This is a genomic window from Lysinibacillus sp. NPDC093197, assembly GCF_044754025.1.
GTDB lineage: Bacteria > Bacillota > Bacilli > Bacillales_A > Planococcaceae > Lysinibacillus.
Map to the genome: position 1 here is coordinate 195549 of NZ_JBIVOH010000003.1, position 25672 is coordinate 221220.

Sequence of the window (25672 nt, forward strand, 5' to 3'; positions counted from 1 at the left end):
TTTATCTCACCTCTAGTTCCTTCAACGATTGTTTTAATATTTTTCCGGATGCATTTCTTGGTAGCGCTTCCACTTGTTCGAATAAGCGTGGAATTTTATATTTTGCTAGATGCTCCTCTAAATATGCTTTTAGTGCACTATCATCAATCTCTGCCTTTGCAGCATACACTGCCTTTACGGTTTCTCCCCACTGCGGGTGAGGGACACCGATAACAGCCACCTCAAAAATTCCTTCATAGCTTAAAAGTAAATCTTCAATCTCTTTTGGATAAATATTGACACCGCCCGAAATAATAACATCCTTTTTGCGATCGACAATCCAAATATAGCCGTCTTCATCTTTTCGAGCTAAATCTCCTGTTTTCAGCCAGCCATCTATAAACGCTGCCTTTGTTGCTACTTCATCCCTGTAATACCCCAACATATTGCCTTCACCAAATAACACAACTTCGCCCACTTCATTCACTCCGACATCTTCCCCGCTGTCGTTAATAATACGAAACTCCGTCCCTAGAGGTGCACGCTGACCGATACTCCCTGCCTTTTCTTCATGCTCTTGTCCGAACATTAAGGAACCACTTGGCCCAGCCTCTGTTAATCCATAAACACATGTTAGATTTTCTGTTTGGAAAGCTTTTTGTATATGGCGAATTTCATTTTGTGATAACGGTGCACCTCCGTAAACCCACCATTTCATCGAAGATAAATCCGCTGTTTGCAATCTCTTTGTTTGGGCAGTTAATAAATAGGCAACAGGAGCCCCGAAAAAATGCGTCGTTTTTTCGTGTTCAATCGAATCTATCAATAAATCTGGTGTAAATGTTGGCGTTAGTACATTTGTTGAGCCAACAAGTACGCCAGCCATTAAAAATAAATGCAATGGTGCTGAATGCGTTAATGGCATCATAAGGAGAATGCGACTTGTAGGCTTAACTTCCATTTCTACTGCAATCATCTGGGCTACAGTTAAAATATTACGATAGCTAAATAGAACGCCCTTCGGTTTTCCTGTTGTGCCTGATGTATATAAAATCGTTGATGCATCGTCTTCATTTAGCTGACAATCTATTGGTTGTGTACTGGCATGTTGTATTAGCGTTTCATAATGAAGCCACCCTGCCTCCACATGTCCTGTTTTAATTTTCAACGGCACGACATTGATATGCTCGACCGCAGCAAAAATAGCCTCATGCACTAAAATGGCTTTAGCTTCTGCATGCTGTGCAACATATTCAACCTCCTGCAATGTAAATTTTGCATTTACGGGAACGACAATTGCACCAATACGTTGAATCGAAAAATAGCTAACAACAAACTCTACAACATTTGGCATAAAAATAATTACTTTATCATCTGGACGAATACCCAGTTCTATCAAAGCATGACCGAGTCGAGTCACTTGCTCATCTAAATCACGATAAGTCACTCTTCTTCCATGACAAACAACAGCTTCTTTTCCAGCATACTTTCGGGCATTTCGTGCTAACAAATTTGAACTATTCATCGTGCATCTCTCCCTTTAAAGTTAATAATTTCTCACTAAACATGCCATGTAATTGCAGTAATTCATTTTTCATTTGTGTAAGTTCGGCTATTTTACTATCAATTTCTTGAATTTTTTGATCTCCATATGCCACAGTACGTTCCAATTGTTGAATTCCTGAGCGATCAAAATCAAAAAGCAACACCATTTCCTTGATTTCTTCTAATGAGAAACCATAACGCTTCCCCCTAAAAATAAGCTTGAGCTTCGCCATTTCTTTTTTTGAGAAGGTGCGCTGATTCGTAGCCGAACGATGAGGACATAGAAGCCCAAGCTCCTCGTAATAACGAATTGTACGTGTAGACACATTAAATTGCTTCGCTACCTCCTGAATCGTTTTCAAGCAAGCTCCCCCTTCACAATTTTCATCAGTATATCATTAACGTTAACGTAAACTTCAACAGAAAATTAGAAATAAACAGAAAAATCAATACACAAAGAAGTAAGTTCAGTGTCAGGCACTCAAACAATTCTGAATTTTGCTTAGAAACTCCTGCTTAGAACGCATGTAACGTAAGACGCAACAAACCGCGCGTAGCAAAAATTCGAAGTGCCAGGCACTCAAACAATTTCCACCGAATAAAAAACCCCGACACGCAATTGTGTCGGGGTCTAAAAATCATATTACATTTTTTCAGGTGCAGATACGCCGATTAGACGTAATGCGTTAGCAATAGTAGTACGTACAGCCGTAATAAGTGCTAAACGTGCTTCCGTTAGCTCTTTATTCGAAGCATCTAACACTTTTTCAGCGTTATAGAAGCTATGGAACGCAGCTGCCGTATCTTGAATATAGTTGGCAATACGGTGTGGCGTACGGTGTTTTGCTGCATCCGCCACTACTTTCGGGAAATCACCGATTTTTTTCAATAAATCAATCTCTTTTTCAGCAGTTAACAGGCTTAAATTCGCTGTTGATGTAGCAAAGCCTTGTTCAGTTGCTGAACGTAAAATTGAAGAAATACGCGCATGCGCATATTGAGCATAATATACCGGGTTTTCGTTTGATTGCGATACCGCAAGATCAAGGTCAAAGTCCATATGTGAATCACCAGCTGTTTTCACGAAGAAGTAACGCACTGCGTCTAATCCCACTTCTTCAACAAGCTCACGCATCGTTACGGCATTCCCTGTACGTTTCGACATTTTAAATTTCTCGCCGTCTTTATATAACTGAACCATTTGAATAACTTCTACTTCAAGCGTGTCACGGTCATAACCAAGTGCTTGAATAGCCGCTTTCATTCGTGGGATATAGCCGTGGTGGTCAGCTCCCCAGATGTTAATTAGTTTATCAAAGCCACGGACAATTTTATCTTCATGGTAAGCAATATCAGGTGTTAAATATGTGAAAGATCCATCATTTTTTATTAATACACGATCTTTATCATCGCCAAATGTTGTTGAACGGAACCAAGTAGCACCATCTTCTTCAAAAACATGGCCATTTGCTTTTAATTTATCTAATGCTACTTCGATTTTGCCGTTTTCATATAATGATGTTTCAGAATACCATACATTAAAATTCACGCGGAAATTCGCTAAGTCTGTTTTCAATTTATCTAATTCTAATGCTAAACCATGTTGACGGAAAAATGCAAAACGCTCTTCATCAGATTTTGATAAAATCGAATCGCCATGCTCACTCGCTAATTTACCTGCAATATCGATAATATCCTGACCGTGATAACCATCTTCTGGCATATCTGCAGCAAGACCTAAAGCTTGCTTATAACGCGCTTCTAATGAATAAGCTAAGTTATTAATTTGATTACCAGCATCGTTAATGTAGTACTCACGAGATACTGCATAACCAGCCATATCTAAAACATTACACAATGAATCCCCTACAGATGCTCCACGTGCATGACCTAGGTGAAGGTCGCCTGTCGGATTTGCTGACACAAATTCAACTTGTACTCTCTCACCAGCTCCTGCGTTTGAACGTCCATAATCTGCACCTTGTTCAAGGACAGCTGTTACAACACCTGTTAAGAAATCTTTACGGACAGTAATATTCATAAAGCCAGGACCTGCGATATCAATTTTCTCGATATCAGTACCTTCAGTTTCAAGGTTTTCTAAAATTGCTTCTGCAATCGCACGTGGTGGCTTTTTAGCTAGTTTCGTTAATTGCATTGCAATATTCGTTGCATAATCACCGTTTGCTTTATCCTTTGGTGTTTCTAAGTGAATCGTTAATTCTGTGCCAGCTTCAACTAAGCCAGCTTTTTCAACAGCCTGTGCAATCGCCGTCTTAATGGCTTGTTGTACTTGTTCTACTGCGTTCATCATTGTACCTCCGTAAATGTAATGTCTAATGTATAATTGCCAACATTTTGTCCACCCATTAATAAATCATAATGCACATGAAAATCTCCACGCATTTCATGTCTAGTAAATAACATGTTTTTCGTTTGAGTCACGAGTGGCATCGAACCAAATTCACTTTCATAATGGCCTATTTGTTGTTCAAAAATATTGAGTGGTAAGCGCATTTTTACTGCTCCTGCGCGCATAATAAGTGCCCGTTCTTTGTCTAACTTCATCGTCGTGCGGATTGTTTTTTCATCCTGCATCTCTTCATATTTTAAATATAGGGAATCTGCTTTATTTATTAGCTGCCCATTTAACCACATTTCAAGGGTTTCGGACTCCCCATCAATCGGACGAATCGTCGAAATGAGCTTAATGTTCACCTGCGATTTTTCTTCGTTCACCATCATGGACGCTCCCTTTTATTCTTTTTACTATAACCTTTTTATTATACAATAAATAAATTGCATATTACAACACACCGTACTCTCAAACATTGGTAAATAAGGGTTTCTTCATTTTCTTAATCTCTGTAGCTTTGCAGAATAATAAATACTAATGAACTGATTTGAGGCTAATGTGGGGCTAAATAATATTTTTACTTGGCGGTGTGATGTAGAGGGATATGAAAGAAGCTAATACAAAATTATATTAGCTTCTTTTAATCTACCATTTTTATTCAAGCTAAATTTATTTTAGTAACTTTAAGCAACAATACTTAAACTTTTTATTGCTTCTACAGAAACATTTATCATTTCTACCAATCCTTTTCGAATCGAACATTTTCTTAGCTAAAAATTTTTTATTTTCTTCAGTCATTACTATTGATCGATATGGATCCTCTATTAATGAAAAATCATGATAATAAATTATCGGATCCCCTTCTTTAAAACTTATAATAGGCTTTAATAATGCATCTACACATTTTCTATACTCTTTCATTGCTGAAGGATTTTGCAAATAGTGTCTAAAGTCTTCTACCGAAGGAGGAATTGTTGACCAAATAGCGGCATCGACGTATTCAGATGTTAAATCATTCCCAGAAATACCAATACTATTCATTGGGTAATAAAAAAACTTTATTAGAGCTGAGCTATCCGTTATAAAAACATCATTAATTTTTAAAGAAGTAAAATGATATATATTAGTACATAAAATTTTTATAATTTTTTCCTCTTTTGGTGGCTCTGTAGGTAATTCGATATTAGCAAGTTTTTTTATAATATGCCAATCTGAATGAAGTATTTTTTGTCTTCTATTTACTTGTTCAATTCCAAACTTCATGGTATCTAAAGCCGAGTCATATTCCTTATTTGAATACGGAGTAAAACAATTTTTAAATTCCATTATTATCAAATATTCATTAAAATAGCCTAAGAAGTCATACTCAACGTCCTTTCCATCCGAGGCTTCAAATTTTATATTAGCTGTATTTACATTTATAAAATTAGCATTTGTTAAAACTTCTCTCAATTCATTCTCATAAGTAATTCCTTTTTTAAAATTATTAATCCGCATATTTTTTATTAGTACATCAAATATTCTTGGAATATTAATTTGATTTACAAATTCGCTAAATATCAAAACTTCACTATTCCCACAATAAATTAGAGGTTTTGAAAATAAATCTGTTTTTTCTTTTGGTTTAGAGATAAATAAATTTAGTATATTTCTAGCTTTGATTATATCTAGGCTATATAAATATGAAAATGATTTAACTAATAAATCTAAATTTATTATTTCTAAATTATTTTTTGAATGTCTATCCATAAAAAATGCGACTGTTAATATGAATTCGATACATTTTATTATCTCGTCATAAGATTTTTTCTTATAATCAATAGAAGTGTAATATGGGTCAACTAATTTTTCTTGAGAATTAATATCCATTTGAGCAAAAATAATACACTCTTTATATTCCTCTTTTGAGATATTTAAAAATTCTTTCAGACTATGCTTGGATAATTTTCTATCTACATAATTCATACTATGAGTGAGCTTTTCTTTAACTTTATTATCAATGGATTTACTCATATTGACATGTTGGTGATAAGCTAATCTTTGTCCACCTATAAATATATTTTTCTCTAATTCATATACTGAACTACTAGGTTCAATTAAAAAAATCTTATTATCTTCAAAATTATCAATATATTTAAAGTTGTAATTACTATATTTAAACCTTGCCCAAAGAATTGTTAACATCCATCTTTGTTGAGCAAGAATAATTAGCTTTTTTATTTCGCTTTGGTCCTTATCCTTATTTATTAAATTAATATTTGTTTTTGAGCCATCTTCAATAGAATCTTGTTTTATAAAATATAAATACGGAATTAAGGTATTACAGCTCTCCATATAAGTATCAAAAATTTCTGTATAAGAAACCTCCAAGTCACCCAAATTTCCAGTCTTAAACTTTGAGATATTTATTTCACTGCCCGTGTATAAATTTTTAGTAGTTTCTATTTGATGCTTATTTAGTTCAACTAATTTATTGGATATGAACGATAAAATACAATATAATTGTTCTTTTAAAGATAATGAAGAAATTTTTAAACGGTTAAGGTTTTCATTATTTGAAAACAAGTTTCGATAAATTGAATAATAAGAAAAGAAAATTTCACGAATATCATTATTAAGTTCTATAAATAATGGATCTTCTTCTGTTTTTAAAATGACTTCAGTTATAACTTTTTCCATAAAGTCCATATCAGCTTCTGAAAATTTTGGGCTAATTGGTTCTTTTATAAAATTCAAATGTAAAAATTTTTTCTTAAAATTCGAAGTATCTTCTAAATATAACTCAATAATATTATTTGCTGCTTCAATAATATTAAAACTTCTAAATGCAGCTTCTAAATCAATAGTAGAAGTATTACTCACCATATCTTACATACCTCCATAACAATTCAATTCATTTTAAATTATAGGTTTTTACTTTATTTTCCAGTTTATCTATGTCTTATTTAATTGCTAAACTATACATTTTTCTATGGCTATTAGGACAAAGAGCAGCGCGATTTCTAAGTATCCTCGCCACCTTCAGACAGCCAGATAAAGTGGTGACACTCTAAATATTGTGAGCCGTATTAATCTATAAATGGTGCGTTCCGCTCATAGAGTTAGCATTTACCTTTTTCAAGTAATTTTAACATAAGTAGAAATACATTCATTTCGATGATACATTTCTGCTTTAATAATATTTTTCCGTTTGGAATGTTTTTCACCTTTTTTATTTACCCTATTCGTTATTTTCTGATGCTAATAATGCTCTACTTTTTACTTCTTCTTCACCTAATATACTTATCTTTTGTTGACTTTCAGTTTCAACATTATTTAAATTTGCCTTATAAACTTTTTCTCCCTTAACTACCTTAAGAGAAAATTTATATACAGACCTATTATTTTCAAATTCGGTATATTTCTTTTCCACCATTCAACTAATCCAATATAACGATGAAATGTCTTTTTAGGCTTCTTTACCACGTACGTTTAAAACAAATGAACATCTGTTAAAGTTCCACTAAAAGTCTCAGCTAGGACAAAATTAGCATTTCCTTTTAATTTTTGAGCTCCTGTTTGTCCCATTCCTGTATAATGCAGAATTTCATTAATCCACGGATTTATATTACCATTTGTATCAGTGAACAAGGCTACTGTTCCTATTTGCCATTCTACAATTTCACTTTTTTATAATTATAATCTCAAACGTTCTTAGTAAATGACATCCCCTTATTACGGTAATTTCTAAGTTCACTATCGGAAAGAGTAAATAACTTTTTTACATCATCATTCGTTATGAATATTATTTTCTTGTGACATGAAATGAAAATTCCTCTCCCATATTTTATGCTAAAACAATATTACCAAATTTAGGAGGTAATTTTATTACAAATTGCGGATGGCACAATTATTAACTTCCTCAGTATAGATTCACCAGATCTTTTAAATACGCTTTGTCAACACATCTATGATCAGACAGTTGAACAAGCAAAAACGTCTCCATTAGAAGAAAGTACAATTCCACAATTAAGAGCTTAGTTCAAATGTATACAAGATTTAAAATCACAATTAATTCATGTAGAAAATAAAGATGGGTATCGTATTTTTGAATATAATAACCCTAGAAGCGGCGGTCGTCGTCCTGATGTTCTTTTACTACTTCCTGGTGGATTGATCATCTTAGAGTTTAAAGGCTATGATGCTATTTTGGATGCCGAAAAGCACAGATAGAAGTGAGTATTGTTTTCAAGCATTGGCAGACAAAGTGAAAAGATTTACTATTATTTATAGATCTTCGAGAAAGGAACTACTATTATAGATGTTACTTCACATTTTTGTCAGCTTTTGTATTACCTTTACATTAATCATTTTAACGTATTGGCCATTTACACATCCGGCTCGAGGACAATCACTAATTAAAGATTTTAAGCCCATTTTGGTAGGTATTTCTTTTGGTCTAACAGGTCTTATACTAAGTGGCATTTCGTTAAACTATTTGAATGGAACACTTATAAACATCCATATTGTCCCTCTTCTTTTTAGCGGACTTATCGGTGGCCCGTGGTCGATTGTTATTAGTGGCATAATCATGGCAATAGGAAGCTTAATCATCATCCCTACACAAGAAGTACTATCGATAACAAGTTTATCAAATATTAATTTATTAGTAATTTCCATTGTTCTTGCGCTTTTTGCATTAAAAAAACCAATTACTTTTCACACATTAACAGCCTATTTTTATAGCCTGACGATTGAAATCACTGTGATGTTAGTTCTTATCGTTACTTTACCAGCTATACTAAAAATAAAGATTATATTAGGGTTCGTTGCCTATGCACTTTTTACATTTTTTACAATTTTCACTGTTATTAAACGTTTACAAGCGACAAGTGAAAAAGTACAACTCACCTACCACCTTAAAGAAAAGGACTATTTAACGCAGCTCCCAAACAATTTGGCAATTCGATCCTTTGCGCAAGGTATGGTTTTAGAAACGGACCATTTTTCAGTGCTCCATTTTGACGTCGATGATATGAAAGAAATTAATATCAAGTATGGCCATCTAGCTGGTGATGGGGTTATTAAACAACTCGCCACAATCATTAATGACTATGTAGAAGCTATAAACGGTATTGCTGCACGGGTTGCAGGGGAGGAATTTTATATTATATTAAAGGATGCCCCACCAGCTATTGCTCTATATCATGCCGAGAAACTGCGACATCAAATTGCACTTCATTCTTTCAACATCAATACTGTGCAAACTACGCCATTAACGGTTTCCATCGGTATTAGCTCAAGTCCTGATAACGGTGTAGAGTTTGATGAACTTGCCATTATTGCTGCACAAGTTACAACCGATATAAAAGCTTTAGGTGGCAACAAAGTATTACACGCCAATAATATTGACTTCCGCACAGAAAACTAATATTTGGTCTAATACACGAGAATCTGCGAAAGTAACGCAGATTCTTTTTCTTTTCCCCTCCACTATTAGTCGTTGACAGATATTCACTATAACACTACATTTATATTATAATTTCAGAATTTTCAATCTAAATATAGAAATGAGGATTGCTGTATGTTAACACTTGAGAATATCCAAGCTGCTAAAATGAAAGTTGCGCCTTATATTTATGAAACACCTGTTGTTCGCTTACATGGACTCGATGAACTGTTAAATTGCAATGTTTCGATAAAAGCCGAAAATATGCAAAAAACAAACTCCTTCAAATTGCGTGGTGCTCTGAATAAACTGCTCTCGATGCCACTTGAACAATTACAACAGGGCGTTGTTGCGGCATCGTCAGGTAATCATGGTAAAGGTGTTGCCTTCGCAGCTAAACTATTAAATATTCCGGCAACAATCGTTTTACCAGATTCAGCACCAAGTATTAAAGTTGAAGGTATTCGAGCACTAGGTGCAAACGTTGTACAATGTAAGCTTGCTGAAAGACACGATATTACGGAAAAACTTAGCTTAGAACACAGCTATGCCATCATCCACCCTTATGATGATTATGACATTATGGCTGGTCAAGGAACGGTAGGATTAGAAATTTTAGAGCAATTTCCTCAAACTAGTGCAATCGTTATACCAATTGGCGGTGGTGGGCTAATTAGTGGTGTCGCGACTGCGGTAAAATCTTTAGCACCTCATATTAAAATCATCGGCGCGGAACCAGCTGTTGTATCACGCTATGCTGATAGTTTGTTAGTCGGTGAAAGATTACTTTTAAAAGAGCAAAAGTCTTTGGCAGATGCACTCTTAACTTTACAACCTGGTGAGCGAAACTTCCCCATTGTTCAAAAGCTTGTCGATGATATTGTTCGGGTAGACGAAGCTTCTATTGAAAGCGGGATGAAAACATTACTACTAGCAGGCAAGGTAATGGCTGAACCATCCTCTGCTATCGGAATCGGGGCAGCTCTTCAAGGGAATTTACCTATTACTAAAAATGATCATGTTTGCTTTCTTATTTCAGGCGGCAATATTGGGTTAAATCAATTACACAATTTATAAGGTGGTTACCATTTAAAGTACGAAGGTGAGCTATATGATTAAAATTGATACATTTATTGCAATCGAAACAAAAAGTTTCTATTCACATACGGTTGAACAACTCCAACATGAATTTACGAGTATTCAAAGTAAAAATGCGCTACAGATTATCTCAAAAAATCTAACGCAAAGTAAAGGTCATTTTTTACACGGGGCTATTATTGTAGAAATTGATGGTGTTCAAATTACGTCGTTGTTTGATTGGGATGATTGTGACTTAATATGGCCAGGGTTTTTAACAATGGTTATTGATTATTTACATGATGGTTTTGGTGAAACTGCTATATCATTGAATGATATTCAATGGACTTTAGAAAAAATTATTACGAAACCAAATCATTTAGTAGTTTTTTCTTCAAAGCATGGTATGGGAAAAATCATTAAAGGTGTTTGCAACGAAAATGACTTTCTTCAAGCAGTCTTGCTCAGTGCACATCAATACCTGTCGTTAAGACAACAAGATACGCGAACACAAACTTTAAATGGCATGGCCGAAAAATACAATTATCTTAAGTGCCAGGCACTCAAACAATTTTGAAAACTTTATTACTATCAAAGTAAAGATCCACTGAAACTACTAAGGGAACGCACGTAACGTAAGCCGCAACCAACCACGTGTTGGGAGGTTTGCGATTTACAACGTTCCCGCGGAAAGTGAAGTGGATCTTTACAATATAGAAGGCTCAGTGCCAGGCACTCAAACAATTTAAATAAAAAATAAGGCTAGCTCATAGCTAACCCCACTCTCTTTTTTAGGTAACTTAATAAAGAGCATCCGCAATGCAAACTGTGGATGCTCTTTCGCCTTTAAGCTGTATCAAAACTTACTAAAAAGAATAATTTCTTTGCGACCAAACGAATGGCTGTTACAAATGAAGTACCCTGTATAAGAAAGCAACAAACTGCGCACGTGTTACAGGTTCATTCGGTCTAAAACTGCCATTATCCCCTAACGCAACCCCATAATTTTCGAGAATGGCAATGTAATCATGAGCCCAATGTGTTGTAGGAACATCTTCGAAATGACTTGTCCCTTCTGAAGTCAATCCAAAGGCCAACACTATTATTTTCGCCAATTGCGCTCGTGTTAATGATTCGCTTGGATGGAAGAATCCATTGGACCCGTCTATAATCCCTGCCTGCTGCAACTTCATAATGCCCTCATAGTATGGATGATTTGCTGCAATATCATTAAATGGTGTTATCTCGCGACTTGGTACTAACTCAAAAGCACGAGCGATAATAATTGCAACATGCTGACGTTGAATTGAATCATTTGGACGGAATGTTCCGTCTGGGTAGCCATTGATTATTCCACGCATTGCTATATCCTCAATCATTTCTTTTGCCCAGTTTGTAGAAATATCACTGAATGTTATTGTTGGTGTTGGATTTTCGGGTACTTCAGGTTCTGTAGGCTTTTCTGGCTCTACTGGAATCTCTGGTGTTGGTGTTGGTTTAGGATTTGGTTTTGTTTCCGGCGTTGGAATATAACCACCACCTCCACCTGATGAACTATTTTCTATCCACTTCGCATATAGCGTTGTATTCCCTACTACCGTATCTTTTGTAAAATCCCACGAATTAACAAGAGTAACCTCTTTATACCAACCACCAAATGTATAACCTAGTTTTGTCGGTACAGTTGGTTCTGTTATTTTTCCGTTGTATGATACATTTTGAGGCGTGACACCACTGCCTCCATTTGATTCAAATGATAATGTATAACGATTAACTTTCCACAAGGCATACAGTGTGACATTGGAGGCGTTAATAGTAAACTTGTTATTTGCCACATAGGTTATCCCACTGCCATCTGCTTTTGTATTCCAACCATTAAACGTAAATCCAGTCCTTACTAGATTGCCAGTATTATCAGCTACTGTAACGCTATGTCCATTTTCATAAGTTTGACTATTGACTGGTGCTTGTCCTCCAGTTGCTCCGTTTCCGTCGTATTTTACTGTATATTTAATCGGAGCTGTTTTATTGATACTGAATGTTACGGTAATTGAGTTACCAGCGTCATCCGTAACTACGAGCACATAGGAGCCTTCCGCGTCCACAGACATCCCACTCACAAACGATTGCCCATTTAGTGTTGCAGTACCTTCGTTAAATGTAATGGTTTTTGAGGAATTGTAACTTCCTCCTTCCGCTACACCGCTGACAATTGGGGCGGTCTTATCGATAGAAAATGCAATGGTTGTAGTATTACCAGCGCTATCCGTAACAACAAGTACATAGGAGCCTTCCGTGTCTACAGACGAGCCGCTTGTAAAGAAAGTTCCGTTCAATTTTGCTATACCTTCATTAAACGTTATTGTCTGGTTAACATTGTAGCTCGCTCCGTTTGTTACACCATTGACAACAGGGGCGATCGTATCCACAGTGATACTGTTTTGAGCTAACCCTACATTGCCCGCACGATCAATTAAACGTACATACACCGTTTTATTTCCATCTCCTGCTGGTAATGTATAGCTTTTAGTTGGACTAAAGGCTTCGACACCCGACCAAGAACTATTGTTACTAGAAAACTGTACTCCTACTACATCTGTCACACCACTGTCTAAGGATAAATTAAGCGTTACAACACGATTCGTTGTATACGGATTCCCATTATTGATATCAACAGAGCCTGTTGGTGCTACCGTATCCAGTGTTATAACTCTTTGATATTCTGGAGAGTCATTTCCCGCTCCATCAACAAGCTTAAAGGACAATATTTTTTCTCCGTTAACAGTTCCTATAGCAAGCATAAAGTTTGGTACGTAAGGCATTTGTGTAAATGGATTTCCATTAACCGAATAACGGATATGCGTAATATCATTTACACCCACATTTGGCGTTATTGAAACGGATACACCTGTACTATTCGTATATTGGTTACCTTGATTTACAATTACCGTCCCTGTCGGAGGGGTCTTATCAATTTGGAATTGGATGTTTTTTGATTGGCTACCTGCTGAAACTGTTAATGTATATGAACCTTCAGCAGTAATCTGTGTCCCACTTGTAAATGGACTTCCATTCAAAGTTGCTGTGCCAATGTTGAACTGTGGCGTTACACTCGTGCTGTATAGGCCACCATTTTGAACTCCTGTTACCTGAATTTCGACATTTTCGGAGTATGTAATAATTAAATATGGACCCAGACTACCGCCCTGCATATTTGATTCCGTCATTTTTATATAATGGTCCATAGATAGTATTCCGTTTTGAGCAGCTTCTTGAGCAGTCATTCCTGAAAGAATAAAGGTTGCTCTAGAATTAACTTTCGTGGACTCCTCTGATATATAGCTAGTAAAATCAAATGGCGCTAGCGTAGGTTTAAGCATCGTGACATCATTGGCTAGAATTCTTGTTTGGGTAGATCCTGAAGTAGGAGCTGGTGGTGATGTTATCCCAGTATCTTGAATCCAGTTATGATTAGTACTTGTAGAAACTTTTAATGAAAAATTAGTAGTTGCTTGGAGAGTACCACCTGTTACAGGAATATAAAGATTTGCACTTTCAACCTTATACCCTACAGGAATGGGTGGTAACTGAAACTTAAGCAATACTTGAACCTCCAAAGGCGTACCATATGTTCCCTGAAAGCCTACATCAAGATATCCCAGGTTCCCATCCTCATAAGTAAATCCAGCATCAATACCTTCGTATACCATTGTCGTGTCCTCAGTTGCATAAATTGGTACCAAACTGTTATTGGCAAATGCTACATCTTGATTACTAAAAATAAAGATTATGCCCAAACTAACTACCAAAGGCAATAAATTAACAATCGAAGCTATTTTCTTTCTCATCATACAAACTCCCTTTCTATTAAATTTTCTAAAATCACTACGGTAATAATTTAAATTGAATTCCAATTTATTTCCTCAATCGCTTTTTTCTCCTTGTTTAATCCTTTATTCTCATGGCATACACATTATTCAAATGACATAAAATCTCCCTCAATATTTTACTATTTAAAATATCTTTTTAATTATAAAAGGGAGTCTCTATTTAAAATACTGACAAATGTTAATATTTCACTATTAACATTTGTCTTTTGGGGTGCCAGTCACTCAAACAATTCTCAAACAATTTACATAAAAAATGGGGCTAGCTCATCGCTAACCCCATTAAAACCGCTTCATATCTACTAATACAAAGCTCCTATTATTTTACCCAGCCTAAAATCATTTCTCGTAATAATTTACTCGCTGTGTTGGCTGTCATTTCTGATGTATCATAAATTGGTGCAACTTCAACTAAGTCAAAGCCTACAACGTTCACGCCACTTGCAGCAATTGCATGAATTGAAGCTAGTAACTCTTTAGATGTAATACCTCCACAATCTACTGTACCAGTACCAGGCGCATGCGCTGGATCTAGTACGTCGATATCAATTGTAACGTATACATTACGTCCCGCTAATGTTGGTAGCACTTCTTTTAACGGCTCTAGTACTTCAAATTTTGAAATGTGCATGCCGTTTTCCTTCGCCCACTCAAATTCTTCCTTCATACCTGAACGAATACCAAATGAATAGACATTTTTTGGTCCAATATGCTCTGCAATTTTACGAATTGGAGTTGAATGTGAAAGTGGCTCCCCTTCATATTCAACACGTAAATCTGTATGCGCATCAAAATGAATGATTGCTAAGTCGTCGTATTTTGCAGAAACTGCCTTCATAACAGGCCAAGATACTAAATGCTCGCCGCCCATGCCGACAGGAATTTTACCGTCTTCTAAAAGCTTCACAATGAATTTCTCAATTTCATCTAAAGAACGTTGTGCATTACCAAACGGTAACGGAATATCCCCTGCATCGAAATACTTCACTTCTTCTAACTCGCGATCTAAATATGGACTATACTCTTCTAGTCCAATTGATACTTCACGAATACGTTGAGGGCCAAAACGTGAACCTGGGCGATAACTAACTGTCCAGTCCATCGGCATGCCGTAAATAACTGCTTGAGCATCCTCATATGTAGGATGACTTTTTATAAAAACATTCCCTGAATAAGCTTCATCAAATCTCATATTTTGCCTCCATTAATATCTGAACTTCCTATGAAATTCAGTTTTTATATTTGTTACTTATTGAGGACTTACAGGTTTGTAATGAAACCTCATTTACTCAATCCTCGTATACATTATTGGAACGACTAGCAAATTTCAATTAAAATCTACAAAGTGCAATACTTTTGTCGAAAGCTAGCGTTTCATATCAGTACAAAAAAAGTATAGATGTTTTTGAATAAAGTGCAATAGTTTTTGCTTAGAATTCCGATTAAAGAAGAATATTCAGACACATACTAAACTCAAGTTGTTAGAAAACGAGGTGAAGTCGGATGAAAAGAAAAATCTATCAACGTAAGCAAAAGCGTGTGAAGCGTTCACGCAAAGCGCTTACACTTTTTGTCGCCTTTGCATCTGCAATAGTAGTAGCATTTATTGCACTACGCGTCTATGTTCAAGTGGCTGGTGCACCGCCATTAACTGTACCGAAAGCCTCTATTTTCTTAGATGAAAACGAGAACCAAATTGGAGACCACTTTACGAATGAACGTCGCTATTGGGTTGGTCTTGATGAAATATCACCCTATTTAGTAAAAGCAGCAGTGGCCGTTGAAGATAAAGACTTTTACAAACATAGCGGTTTTGACTTTTCTCGTATTGCTGGTGCCGTATTAGTTGATATTAAAGCCGGAAGTAAAGTTCAAGGGGCAAGTACTATCACCCAACAATATGCTCGAAATTTATATTTATCTCATGAAAAATCATGGACTCGAAAAGCAAATGAGGCGTTGTATGCTTATAGATTAGAAGTTTTTTATAACAAGGACGAAATATTAGAAGGTTATTTAAACACTGTATATTATGGACACGGAATGTACGGAATCGAAGCGGCTAGTCGTTATTATTACGGGAAATCTGCAAAAGACTTGACGCTAGCAGAGGCTGCTATGCTTGCAGGCGTACCTAAAGGTCCAAGTATATATTCGCCAATCGCCAATATTGAAAAAGCTACTAATCGCCAGCACGTAATCTTGAAACTGATGGCAGACCAAGGAGCAATAACGCAAGACGAAAAAACACGTGCTGAGGAAGAGCAGCTTGTCTTAAAGAATGATATGTGGGTTGCTTCCAAATCTGTTGCACCTTATTTCCTAGATGTTGCTTGGCAGGAAGCAAGTGAAATTTTAAAAGCAAAAAATCTAGACATTAGCGAAGGTGGTTGGACTATTCAAACAACACTTAACCTCGGCCACCAAAAAGCTGCGGAAGAAGCAGTAGCTAAAAATATGCCCGCTAATGATCTGCAAACAGGATTTGTTAGTATGCAATCTAAAACAGGCGCCGTCACAGCACTTGTTGGCGGTAAGGATTATGCCACTAGCTCCTTTAACCGCGTAACACAAGCAAAACGTCAACCGGGATCAACCATTAAGCCGGTTTTATATGCAGCAGCATTAGAAAATGGCTATACGCCTTTAACGTTTTTAGATGTAGGACAAACAACGTTTACTTATGATAATGGACGTGGGACCTACTCCCCTAAAAACGTAAACGGTCAATTTGCCGACCATGATATGTCGTTGGCACAAGCCATTGCGATTTCCGATAATATTTATGCAGTTAAAACATTAGAAGATATCGGATTTAAAGCATTTCATAATATGGCGGACCGCTTTGGAGTAACGATTGGTACGAAGGACAATTTATCGCTTGCTCTTGGAACAATGGAAACGACACTGTACGAAATGACAAATGCGTATAATATTTTAGCGTCAGAAGGTCAAGAAACAGCTCCAACAACTATTATCTCCATTAAAAATGCCAATGGAGACATTATTTACGATAATAAGAACGTCGAAAAACAGGATGAAACGGTGATTTCAAAAGAAAATTCCTATATTCTAACAGAAATGATGACTGGTATTTTCGATCCTGTATTTAGTGATTACTCTCCTGCTACAGGGATTGGCATTCGTTCACGCATGACTCATACGTATGCTGCAAAGTCTGGCTCGACAAATAGTGATCAGTGGCTTATCGGATTTACACCAAACTTAACGGCTGGTGTTTGGAACGGCTACGATCAAGGTAAAAACCTTTCTACGAAAGAAGATACAGCTGCTACAAAGCAAATATGGATTGACTTTATGGAAAGCGTAAATAAAGGTACTAAAAACGAGGACTTCATAAAACCAAAAGGTGTGAAAGGCGTGGTCATAGATATTGAAACAGGAAAGCTCGCTACAGATGCGTGCCCTAAACAACGTCTCGTTTATTTAGATACCAAAGATGTACCAACTGAAAAATGTACTAACTTTGATATTCTGGATAGCAATACGTGGGGAGAATTTTGGAATATGATTCCGTTCTTCAAAAATAAACAATAATGCGCAACCTTTTTCTCGAATAATCGTTTTATTTTATTGAAAAGCTCTCGACAAAGTTATAGACATAAAGCGAAAAAAGAAAAGCTTTCTCTTCCCCGGAGACGTGTCCGTGGGAACAGAAAGCTTTTCTTATTTTTTGGCCCGGGAAAGGATGAGAATCATGGGGCATTTGGCTTGGGTTTGGGTTGTCAAATGTCGCATAGCCCTCATCACATTCTTGGAACCAAGTGTCCTAGCTTACTAAAATGTAAGCTCTGAATCAAGTGTACTTTTTTTCATATCTACTTTCAACCTAATATCGAAAGCGATTGCAAAATGTCACAGATTGTTCAATCATTGATAGTCTTTTATACAAATAAGTCTTGACGTAATTGATTGTCACTGCGCTCCCAAAGTTCCGGATTTAGCTCCGCTAAGAAAGAAGCTAACACTTTTTTAGAGGCTTCATCCATATGATCAACAATAATTTGTCGTTTCATCGACTTATCCATCTTATTCACGTGGTCAGCTAAAATTTTATAACCACGACGTTTTTCACGATTTACTACCATTTCACATGCAGTTACACCTGCATAGTAAGGGCCGTCTGCTTTATGATCAATTGTTACCCATATTAACCAGTAAGGTTTTCCACCCTCTGAATCAGCACGATTTGTCGTAAATTTGATGCCTCGTTCTATATCGCTACGTGCATGCATCGCACCTACTTCAACTGAAGCCTTACCTTCTTCTATATCAATAATGACCGGTGATACGTTTTCTAACGAAAGCGAACCAATACCATATCCTTTATGGCCATCTGTCGGGTCATTTTTTATAATCGTAAAGCCCATTTTTTGTTTCGGTTTCTCTTCATTTGCCATACTTTAATTCCCTCCATTCTGCTATTATAAAGTAAAGCATATTCTTGCGCTTTTGTGCATAAGTAAGAAGTTTATTATTTCTTATAAACTAACTATACAACATAATTCAAAAAGGAGGCACTATTATGCCATACGTAACAGTAAAAATGATTGAAGGTCGTACAGAAGAACAAAAACGCGCACTAGTAAAAGAAGTAACAGAAGCCGTTTCACGCACAGTAAACGCACCAGTTGAAAACGTAACAGTTTTTATCGAAGAAATGTCTAAAAACCATTACGGCGTTGCAGGCGTCCGCTTCAGCGATAAATAATACCCCGGGTAGAGCAACATACCGCTCTACCCTTTTTTTTAGTATATATAAATTTACCGTGTCTAATATCAGGGATTTATCGGCGATTTACTTAGGTTTACCAGCGATTCCTCGTGTTCTTTCGGCGATTAACATTAATTTATCGGCGATTTCATGGAGTCTATCGGCGATTCTTAAATACTAAAGGAAGTGATCCTACAAAATATGAAAATAATCAAAATGACACTACTCATTTGTATGCTGATTATCGGTTTATTACTTATTTTTATCAATCCTATCCAGAATTCAGTTATCGCTCATTTAAGTAAACAGCTAAATACGACTGATTACAGTGCAGAAGAGTTGCAAATGAACAATAATGCAAGTGCAAATTTTGAATTCGAAGATGTCCAATCTTTGTCCATCGCAGAAGTTTTAAAAGCACAGACACAGATCGATCATTTACCTGTCATCGGAAGTATTGCCATACCTAATGTAGACATGCACCTTCCTATTATCAAAGGAGTCGGCAATGCTTCTCTTGCAGTCGGAGCAGGTACCATGAAGTCTAATCAAACATTAGGACAAGGCAATTACGCCTTAGCTGGTCATTATTTTGAAGAAAAAAATATATTATTCAGTCCATTATATAAAGCAAACATTGGTGATGTAATTTACATAACGGATTTGGAAAATATTTATGAGTACAAATTAACAATAAAAAAAGTGATTGCAGCAACAGATGTGTATGTCATTGATGATATCCCAAATCAAACTGTTTTGACCCTTATTACATGTGCGGATAATGGCACAAAACGCCTTGCTATCCAAGCAGATTTTGTGGAGCAATATCCATTGAATAATGCTCCTGCAAAACTATCGGAAGCTTTTTAGTATAGAAATACCCCCAAGACTTCATTGTCTTGGGGGTTATTATTGTACATTATTTCATTTCTGCATTACGACGACGCAAGAAGAACAATGCACCTAAAACAAGCATGACACCTGTTAGAGTAAGTGCTGTTTGATTTGCTCCATCTGTTTGTGGCAGTTTACCTTGTGCTTTTAATTGAGCTTCCAAACGTCTCGCATCTTCCTTGATTTTATTAATATCAAGTGTTTTTGCAACATTCGCCTGATCCTCTTTTGATAAATTATTATATTTATCAAGGAAATCCTTATACGCACCTAGTGTGTCTTTATTTGCAGTAGAAGGATTGTATGGCGGTAAGTTTTTACCTTGATCAATAACATCTTGGACAGATGGTTTAGACGTTTCTGGTTTTCCAGGTGTCGTTGGATTTTTTGAATCTGTTGACGGATTTTCTGGATTACCTGGGTCAACTGGATTTGTTGACGGATTATCTGGATCCACTGGTTTCTCTGGATCTGGTGTTGGCTTGTTTGGATCCACTGGTTTCTCTGGATCTGGTGTCGGCTTGTTTGGATCCACTGGCTTCTCTGGATCTGGTGTTGGCTTGTTTGGATCCACTGGCTTCTCTGGATCTGGTGTTGGCTTGTTTGGATCTACTGGTTTCTCTGGATCAGGTGTCGAGCCACCACCTCCGCCGCCACCACCGCCACCTGGTAATGTCGGTTTTACAAGTGCAGAACATGTATCTTTAACTGTGAATGAGCCAATTAAACGACTGCCTTCATATACATTGTACGTTCCTTGTTGAATTGCCTTGTTTGGTAAAACAATTGTTCCTGCAATGCTAGTAGTTAAATTTTCATTGTTCGCTGCATCCTTAATGACATTACCATTAGCATCTTTTACTGTTATTTCTGCATTTGCAAGAGGTGTGCCAAATGCAGTTTGTACAGTCAATGTAAATGAAGGACATGTAGGTGCTGCTAAAATTTCCGCGTTACAAGAAATTGAATATTGAACTGTAATTTGTCCAATATATAGGTCCCCTTGATATACATCATACTTACCTGATGGAATATTTGTAGATGGTATTGTAATTTGACCTAATGCGTTTGTTGTTTTATTGGCAGCAATAGTTGCACCATTTTTATCTTTAATAATGATGTTGCTTACATTAGGACGTACATTTCCATTTTCATCTTTTACAGTTAAAGTAAATTCTGGACAAGAAGGTGCTGGTTGCACTGTCGCTTCACAATCTATATTCGATTGGAAACTGCCAATTTCTTTGCCATCTACTACTACTGTATAAATCCCCGGATCTAAATCTTTTAACTCTAGAACGCCGTTAGTTGTAGTTTTAGTAGCAACATTATTATCACCAGCATCTTTAACTGTTACAGAAGTACCATCAGCAACTAAGTTACCGTCAACATCCTTTACAGTTAGTTTAAACGATTCGCATTTTGGTGCTTGTGTTAGAGAAGTCTCACAATTACCTTTATATGAAATATCAACTTTACTCAAGAATTGATTACCTTCATATAAATAGTATTCGCCTGCTTTAACTCCATTTGCTACTTGAATTGATGGTACAGTAAATTTCCCATCTTTATCTGTTGTTACTGTTGTGATTTCGTTACCTACTGAATCTTTCAATGTGACCGTAACACCTGGACGAGGTACGTCAACACCTGCTTTGTTTTCATTCAATGTAATTGTAAATATTGGACATGCCGGTAATGGTGCAATTTCATCTTTACAGCCATCTGTATATTTTACAGTCACATTTCCTAGCCAAATATCATTTGAATCGTAAACATCGTATTGACCCGCCAATACAGTGTTCGGAACTTTGACAACTCCATCAATAGTTGGACCTGTATGTTTAACAGTACCATTTGCATCTTTAAATGTTACATTTTGGTCAGCTATTAAAGCACCATCAATATCTTTAATAGTTAATTCAAATTCCGCACAGGCATTCGCTGGTGGAGCAACATCTTCAACGTTAATAATTGTATAAGGTTTGTTTGTTACCTCGAAGTTGTTCGTATCATTGAACCTAACATCAACTTTTGCTACTGCTTTATAGCCTGTAGGAGTTTTTTCTTCCAATTTATAAATACCATAGCGTAAATTTTCGAATGAAAGCTCACCATCAACTGTCGTACCTTCTGCTAAGACAATTGATCCATCACGGTTATATAACTTAAATTCAACGCCATTAAGTGTTGTTGTCACACCTGTATTAGGGTTAACACCTTGCTTCTTAATTTTAAATGTACCTTTTTTGCCTGAAGCATTTGTATCAGATGTGCTGTATTTAAATAACTTATTATCTCCGCCCGAGGACGATGTACCCGCTGAAGTTGCACCTGCATAGTTTATGGATGCTTCATTTGAAACTTGTTCGCCCGCATTAGGATCACCCATAAAATATGTTTTGTATTTAATGATGTAACCCTTGCCTTCTACATTTCCTAAATCTAATGTAAATGAACCATCGGCTTGTATTTTAATATCATTAGGGCTAATTTCAACGGCTAGCCCAACATTTTGCGTGTTCCCTGCTGCATCTAATTTAATTTCTTGCTTTGTAAATGTGTTTGTTAATAGCTTTTGGTTAGCTGAAGGCTTATCCGTTAACGTAATGTTACCTAGCTTTGAGTTAGACTCATTAATTTTCACTGTCCATTCAATCGTATCTGATGCAGGTTGAGGATTAGCAGACTTTTCAATTAACTTGTTCGCATTATTTGTAATTGTTGCCTCTGCATCATACGAATAGCTACCATTATCAGGTGTATCTAAAACAGCATGATTCGTATATTTTTGAGAATTCGTACTACCATTCCCGTAAACGTCATCTGAATCTTTTGATTTGTATTCTATTAAATACGCTTCGTTATTCTCTGCTCCAGTTAATCCTGTAAATGTTAGTTTATAGCTTGTAACATTTCCTTTAGCATCCTGTGTAACAGGGACTGCATTCCATTTAGCAGGATCTAATGAACCGTCTTTTTTTCCTCGTTCATCATTCACACCTAATTTTAATTTGCTTACAGTCATAACTTGTTTTAATGTTTGCCCTTCTGGAATAACAATATGATGTCCTGTACCTAATGTATCAATTAGTACTGCACCCTCGATGTTTTGCTTATTGATGTTTACACCAATTTTCCAAGAAAACTCTTGTTTGTCGTTATCCACTATTGCATTGTCTTTATAGCCATTTTTACTTGTTGGTGACGTTGCAGATGGTTTATAGGTAGCGCTTTTTTGCGCTTCATTATTTGTACTTGTTTGTCCATCCCATGTAGCGTCTGCAACGTTGTCATAACTAAGTGCCACGCCACCGTTTGACTCAATATCAAACTTCGTTTTGTATTCAATCGTTACATTTCCTGATGGGATAGATGCGAATGTCATAGTAAATGCTTCATCGTCTACTTGCCCACCACTATTAATTGTTGGAGCGGTACTACCTTTTACTTCGAATACTTTGCTTGTACCATCCCACGACATTAATTTATGCTTTAACGTTTTACCGTTCGCATTTTTCGTTGAAATAGTATCTGCAATCACAAAGTTTGTTAAAGGTTTTTCCGCGTTAATTGTCAGTTTCCACGTAATCGTTTTGTTGACATAATCAATTGCACCACTTTCTTTTTTAAAGATATTCGATGCAATATTGACAGTTGCTGATTTTGAGCTATTATCGTCTAAACGCGTTACAGTGTTTTGGATATTCCCTGCGTTCGCATCTGTCACGAATTCTTGATCAAACTTCGTATTGTACTTAATCAAATAAGCTGCTCGAGGATTCAAGGCAACGTCATTTGAAAAATCAATTGTAAATCCTTGTGCCGTATCATTACTTAAAGTGTAATTTGTACCTTTTGTTAACAATGTTTCTGAAGCGGCTGTTTGACCGTTGTCATTTAATGTTACACGGTACACTTGGAAATTAGCATCATATTGTATATTGTGCTTTGCACCTTTGCTATTTGCTGGAATTGAATCCGTTAAAGATTGGGCGTTCTTTTTGCTAAGATCTTCTCCTAACCAGTTATACTTAATTTCCCAAGATGCTTCGTATTTATCATTAGACGTAATCGTTTTTAGTAAAGCTGGTCCATAAGTGATATTCGTTTGTCCTGGGCTCGTTTTAGAAACGCCATTGTTTGTAAATTCAGCCGTATTTCTATACGTCATATTTGAGCTTGTTGGATCTTCTGTTACTTTCGTTTTATACGTTAGCTTATATGCAAAATCTCCAGCATCTAAAGCGACAGGAAACGCTATTGAAGCACTGTTATAAGTTACAGGCGTTCCAGGGTTATTTTTATCAATACCATTTAATCCAATTGGATATTTCTCCACTAGCAAGCTTCCTGCCTTAAATGCATGGTTTGCATCTGGCGTATCCGCTACTGTAGCACCTGAAACGATTGTTTTCCCTTCTGTGTTTACCCAGACTGTCCAATCCATTTCAGCGCCATCCGCTGCACGTGTAATTGCACCAGCAGTTTTAGTAATTGGATCACCACTACCTTTAGGTTTAAATTTAAATGGTAATGTAATATTTGCTTCTCCTAAAACAGGCATCTCTAATACTTGATCAAGTGTTGACTCGTCTTGGAAATTGCCAAACTGGGCCATGAAGTTGAAGTCAATATCTCCATCAACCCCATCTTGTATCTCACTTTCTAAAGTTACGATAATTTTACCAGCAGCATAGCTATAAGAATAAGTAGCATAATCCGTTGATTTCGATCCAGAAAAAGAGTTATCTACTTGTTCAATCATATATTGTGGTAAGTTAAACTCAAATGTAGAGCCTACACCATAATCTTGCGTAGGTTTGACTTCAAATACATAATTTAAATATACTTTGTCCCCTTTTTTAGGTGCAGTGTCAGCTGGAATTGCTGATGCTTCAGTTATAACATCGCCAGATGGACCAGTTAGACGAATGCCTGCTAATGTTGCGACTACATCACCTTGCATATCGCCCGCAGTTAATGCTAATGGCGCCACGTTCAATGCTTCTTCGTCAGGTGTATTTTCCTCAGGCTTCTCGCCACTTGGCTTTTCTTCACCTTCAGTCACATCATCTTTTTCTGTTTCATCTGGAAGTATTTCAGTTGAGTCACTACCAGAATCTGCTCCACCAGCTTCCCCCGTTTCCCCTGGTATTGTCACTGTTGAATCTGGGTCGCCCGTGCCCGTCGTATCAGAAGTAGTTCCATCATTTCCGGATTCCACTGATGGAGGTAAAGAAGAATCTCCTTCTTCCGCAAATACGGATATCGGTGAAAGTACGGTTTGGAACACAAGCAATAATGTAATGATTGCTAAATTTAATTTTTTCATGTTTCTCTCCTTTTCTAAGTTCAGAGAGATTCCTATAGGCGTTTGCTGACGACTTTGCATGCTTTCTCAACCTCGAAAGCTTCACTTCAAACATTCGGTTTGCCCCTCTTCCCCTTAAATAACTCGTCGTCGTTACGAATACATTTAAAACCGTCTTACACGCGGTCAATTCTCATGCTGCCTAGTCATTGTGTTTGTAAACAGTTGTATGTATCCTAAGCTGATGTGACGCCTTTACAAATATAATGGCCTCACCCCCTTTTAGGTTTTACTTCATTATAAAAAACAAATCTAAACAAATTCTAAACATTACCATATTTTTTCATTATCTTTTCCTAGATATATCACCAACGCTTCAAACTAATAAGAAATTGTACATAATAAAAAACACTAAACTATCACTATATTCAAGTGAGTTTAGTGCTTTTATATTATA

General features: G+C 36.4%; 17 protein-coding genes. 6 read left to right on the forward strand and 11 right to left on the reverse strand.

Features of this window, described 5'->3' with window-relative positions; genetic code table 11:
* Position 1: 1 nt before the first annotated feature.
* From ACIP9G_RS10935 to ACIP9G_RS10965, 7 genes are all read right to left on the reverse strand, one after another.
* On the reverse strand, positions 2–1504 hold the full coding sequence (locus tag ACIP9G_RS10935; RefSeq protein WP_401019236.1) for a class I adenylate-forming enzyme family protein: 1503 nt from the start codon (positions 1502–1504) through the stop codon (positions 2–4).
* A complete protein-coding gene (locus tag ACIP9G_RS10940) occupies positions 1497–1886 on the reverse strand; it encodes a MerR family transcriptional regulator (RefSeq protein ID WP_340821019.1) in 390 nt (129 codons plus the stop codon). The genes ACIP9G_RS10935 and ACIP9G_RS10940 overlap by 8 nt, the downstream gene beginning before the upstream one ends.
* A 281-nt stretch (positions 1887–2167) precedes the next feature.
* Positions 2168–3835, reverse strand: a complete 1668-nt coding sequence (gene argS / locus ACIP9G_RS10945; RefSeq protein WP_401019237.1) for an arginine--tRNA ligase — start codon at positions 3833–3835, stop codon at positions 2168–2170.
* Positions 3835–4269 (reverse strand): YwiB family protein, encoded by a 435-nt coding sequence (locus ACIP9G_RS10950; RefSeq protein WP_401019239.1) that lies wholly within the window; start codon positions 4267–4269, stop codon positions 3835–3837. Before ACIP9G_RS10950 ends, argS begins: the two co-directional genes overlap by 1 nt.
* A gap of 280 nt (positions 4270–4549) precedes the next feature.
* Complete coding sequence (locus ACIP9G_RS10955) at positions 4550–6745, reverse strand: SEC-C metal-binding domain-containing protein (RefSeq protein WP_401019241.1); 2196 nt, start codon at positions 6743–6745, stop codon at positions 4550–4552.
* A gap of 355 nt (positions 6746–7100) precedes the next feature.
* Positions 7101–7295 carry a hypothetical protein gene (locus ACIP9G_RS10960; protein ID WP_401019242.1) on the reverse strand — a complete coding sequence of 65 codons (195 nt, stop codon included), beginning with the start codon at positions 7293–7295 and terminating at the stop codon, positions 7101–7103.
* A 56-nt stretch (positions 7296–7351) separates the two neighbouring features.
* Positions 7352–7510 (reverse strand): hypothetical protein, encoded by a 159-nt coding sequence (locus ACIP9G_RS10965; protein WP_401019244.1) that lies wholly within the window; start codon positions 7508–7510, stop codon positions 7352–7354.
* Positions 7511–8180: 670 nt separating this feature from the next.
* On the opposite strand from ACIP9G_RS10965, the gene ACIP9G_RS10970 reads away from it, so the two are divergent.
* From ACIP9G_RS10970 to ACIP9G_RS10980, 3 genes are all read left to right on the forward strand, one after another.
* Positions 8181–9290, forward strand: coding sequence for a GGDEF domain-containing protein (locus ACIP9G_RS10970; RefSeq protein WP_401019246.1), 1110 nt, complete (start codon positions 8181–8183; stop codon positions 9288–9290).
* Positions 9291–9443: 153 nt separating this feature from the next.
* Positions 9444–10385: a threonine ammonia-lyase gene (locus ACIP9G_RS10975; RefSeq protein WP_401019248.1), complete on the forward strand. Its 942-nt coding sequence runs from the start codon at positions 9444–9446 to the stop codon at positions 10383–10385.
* 34 nt (positions 10386–10419) lie between these two features.
* Positions 10420–10962, forward strand: coding sequence for a hypothetical protein (locus tag ACIP9G_RS10980; RefSeq protein WP_401019249.1), 543 nt, complete (start codon positions 10420–10422; stop codon positions 10960–10962).
* 328 nt (positions 10963–11290) lie between these two features.
* On the opposite strand, the gene ACIP9G_RS10985 is transcribed toward ACIP9G_RS10980, so the two are convergent.
* Together ACIP9G_RS10985 and speB are read right to left on the reverse strand one after the other, a co-directional pair.
* Positions 11291–14233, reverse strand: a complete 2943-nt coding sequence (locus ACIP9G_RS10985) for an S-layer homology domain-containing protein (RefSeq protein ID WP_401019251.1) — start codon at positions 14231–14233, stop codon at positions 11291–11293.
* A 358-nt stretch (positions 14234–14591) separates the two neighbouring features.
* The gene (gene speB / locus ACIP9G_RS10990) at positions 14592–15464 is read right to left on the reverse strand and encodes an agmatinase (RefSeq protein ID WP_069512861.1); all 873 of its coding nucleotides are present in this window, start codon (positions 15462–15464) and stop codon (positions 14592–14594) included.
* A 311-nt stretch (positions 15465–15775) separates the two neighbouring features.
* On the opposite strand from speB, the gene ACIP9G_RS10995 reads away from it, so the two are divergent.
* A complete protein-coding gene (locus ACIP9G_RS10995) occupies positions 15776–17830 on the forward strand; it encodes a transglycosylase domain-containing protein (RefSeq protein ID WP_401019252.1) in 2055 nt (684 codons plus the stop codon).
* A gap of 347 nt (positions 17831–18177) precedes the next feature.
* Here the strand turns inward: ACIP9G_RS10995 and ACIP9G_RS11000 are convergent, their stop codons facing one another.
* A complete protein-coding gene (locus ACIP9G_RS11000; protein WP_401019253.1) occupies positions 18178–18693 on the reverse strand; it encodes a YwhD family protein in 516 nt (171 codons plus the stop codon).
* A 125-nt stretch (positions 18694–18818) separates the two neighbouring features.
* Between ACIP9G_RS11000 and ACIP9G_RS11005 the strand changes: the two genes are divergently transcribed.
* Together ACIP9G_RS11005 and ACIP9G_RS11010 are read left to right on the forward strand one after the other, a co-directional pair.
* The gene (locus ACIP9G_RS11005) at positions 18819–19004 is read left to right on the forward strand and encodes a 2-hydroxymuconate tautomerase (protein WP_024362848.1); all 186 of its coding nucleotides are present in this window, start codon (positions 18819–18821) and stop codon (positions 19002–19004) included.
* A gap of 204 nt (positions 19005–19208) precedes the next feature.
* Positions 19209–19877, forward strand: a complete 669-nt coding sequence (locus tag ACIP9G_RS11010) for a class A sortase (RefSeq protein ID WP_401019254.1) — start codon at positions 19209–19211, stop codon at positions 19875–19877.
* 49 nt (positions 19878–19926) lie between these two features.
* Here ACIP9G_RS11010 and ACIP9G_RS11015 read toward each other — a convergent pair whose 3' ends face one another.
* Complete coding sequence (locus tag ACIP9G_RS11015) at positions 19927–25236, reverse strand: collagen binding domain-containing protein (protein WP_401019255.1); 5310 nt, start codon at positions 25234–25236, stop codon at positions 19927–19929.
* Between the last annotated feature and the right edge of the window lie 436 nt (positions 25237–25672).

Coding starts and splice junctions, on each gene's coding strand:
- ACIP9G_RS10995 (WP_401019252.1), top strand. CDS start 15,776: ATGAAAAGAAAAATCTATCAACGTAAGCAAAAGCGTGTGAAGCGTTCA.
- ACIP9G_RS11010 (WP_401019254.1), top strand. CDS start 19,209: ATGAAAATAATCAAAATGACACTACTCATTTGTATGCTGATTATCGGT.
- ACIP9G_RS10975 (WP_401019248.1), top strand. CDS start 9,444: ATGTTAACACTTGAGAATATCCAAGCTGCTAAAATGAAAGTTGCGCCT.
- ACIP9G_RS10950 (WP_401019239.1), bottom strand. CDS start 4,269: ATGATGGTGAACGAAGAAAAATCGCAGGTGAACATTAAGCTCATTTCG.
- ACIP9G_RS10955 (WP_401019241.1), bottom strand. CDS start 6,745: ATGGTGAGTAATACTTCTACTATTGATTTAGAAGCTGCATTTAGAAGT.
- ACIP9G_RS10970 (WP_401019246.1), top strand. CDS start 8,181: ATGTTACTTCACATTTTTGTCAGCTTTTGTATTACCTTTACATTAATC.
- ACIP9G_RS10985 (WP_401019251.1), bottom strand. CDS start 14,233: ATGAGAAAGAAAATAGCTTCGATTGTTAATTTATTGCCTTTGGTAGTT.
- argS (WP_401019237.1), bottom strand. CDS start 3,835: ATGAACGCAGTAGAACAAGTACAACAAGCCATTAAGACGGCGATTGCA.
- ACIP9G_RS11015 (WP_401019255.1), bottom strand. CDS start 25,236: ATGAAAAAATTAAATTTAGCAATCATTACATTATTGCTTGTGTTCCAA.
- ACIP9G_RS10960 (WP_401019242.1), bottom strand. CDS start 7,295: ATGGTGGAAAAGAAATATACCGAATTTGAAAATAATAGGTCTGTATAT.
- ACIP9G_RS10980 (WP_401019249.1), top strand. CDS start 10,420: ATGATTAAAATTGATACATTTATTGCAATCGAAACAAAAAGTTTCTAT.
- speB (WP_069512861.1), bottom strand. CDS start 15,464: ATGAGATTTGATGAAGCTTATTCAGGGAATGTTTTTATAAAAAGTCAT.
- ACIP9G_RS11000 (WP_401019253.1), bottom strand. CDS start 18,693: ATGGCAAATGAAGAGAAACCGAAACAAAAAATGGGCTTTACGATTATA.
- ACIP9G_RS10935 (WP_401019236.1), bottom strand. CDS start 1,504: ATGAATAGTTCAAATTTGTTAGCACGAAATGCCCGAAAGTATGCTGGA.
- ACIP9G_RS11005 (WP_024362848.1), top strand. CDS start 18,819: ATGCCATACGTAACAGTAAAAATGATTGAAGGTCGTACAGAAGAACAA.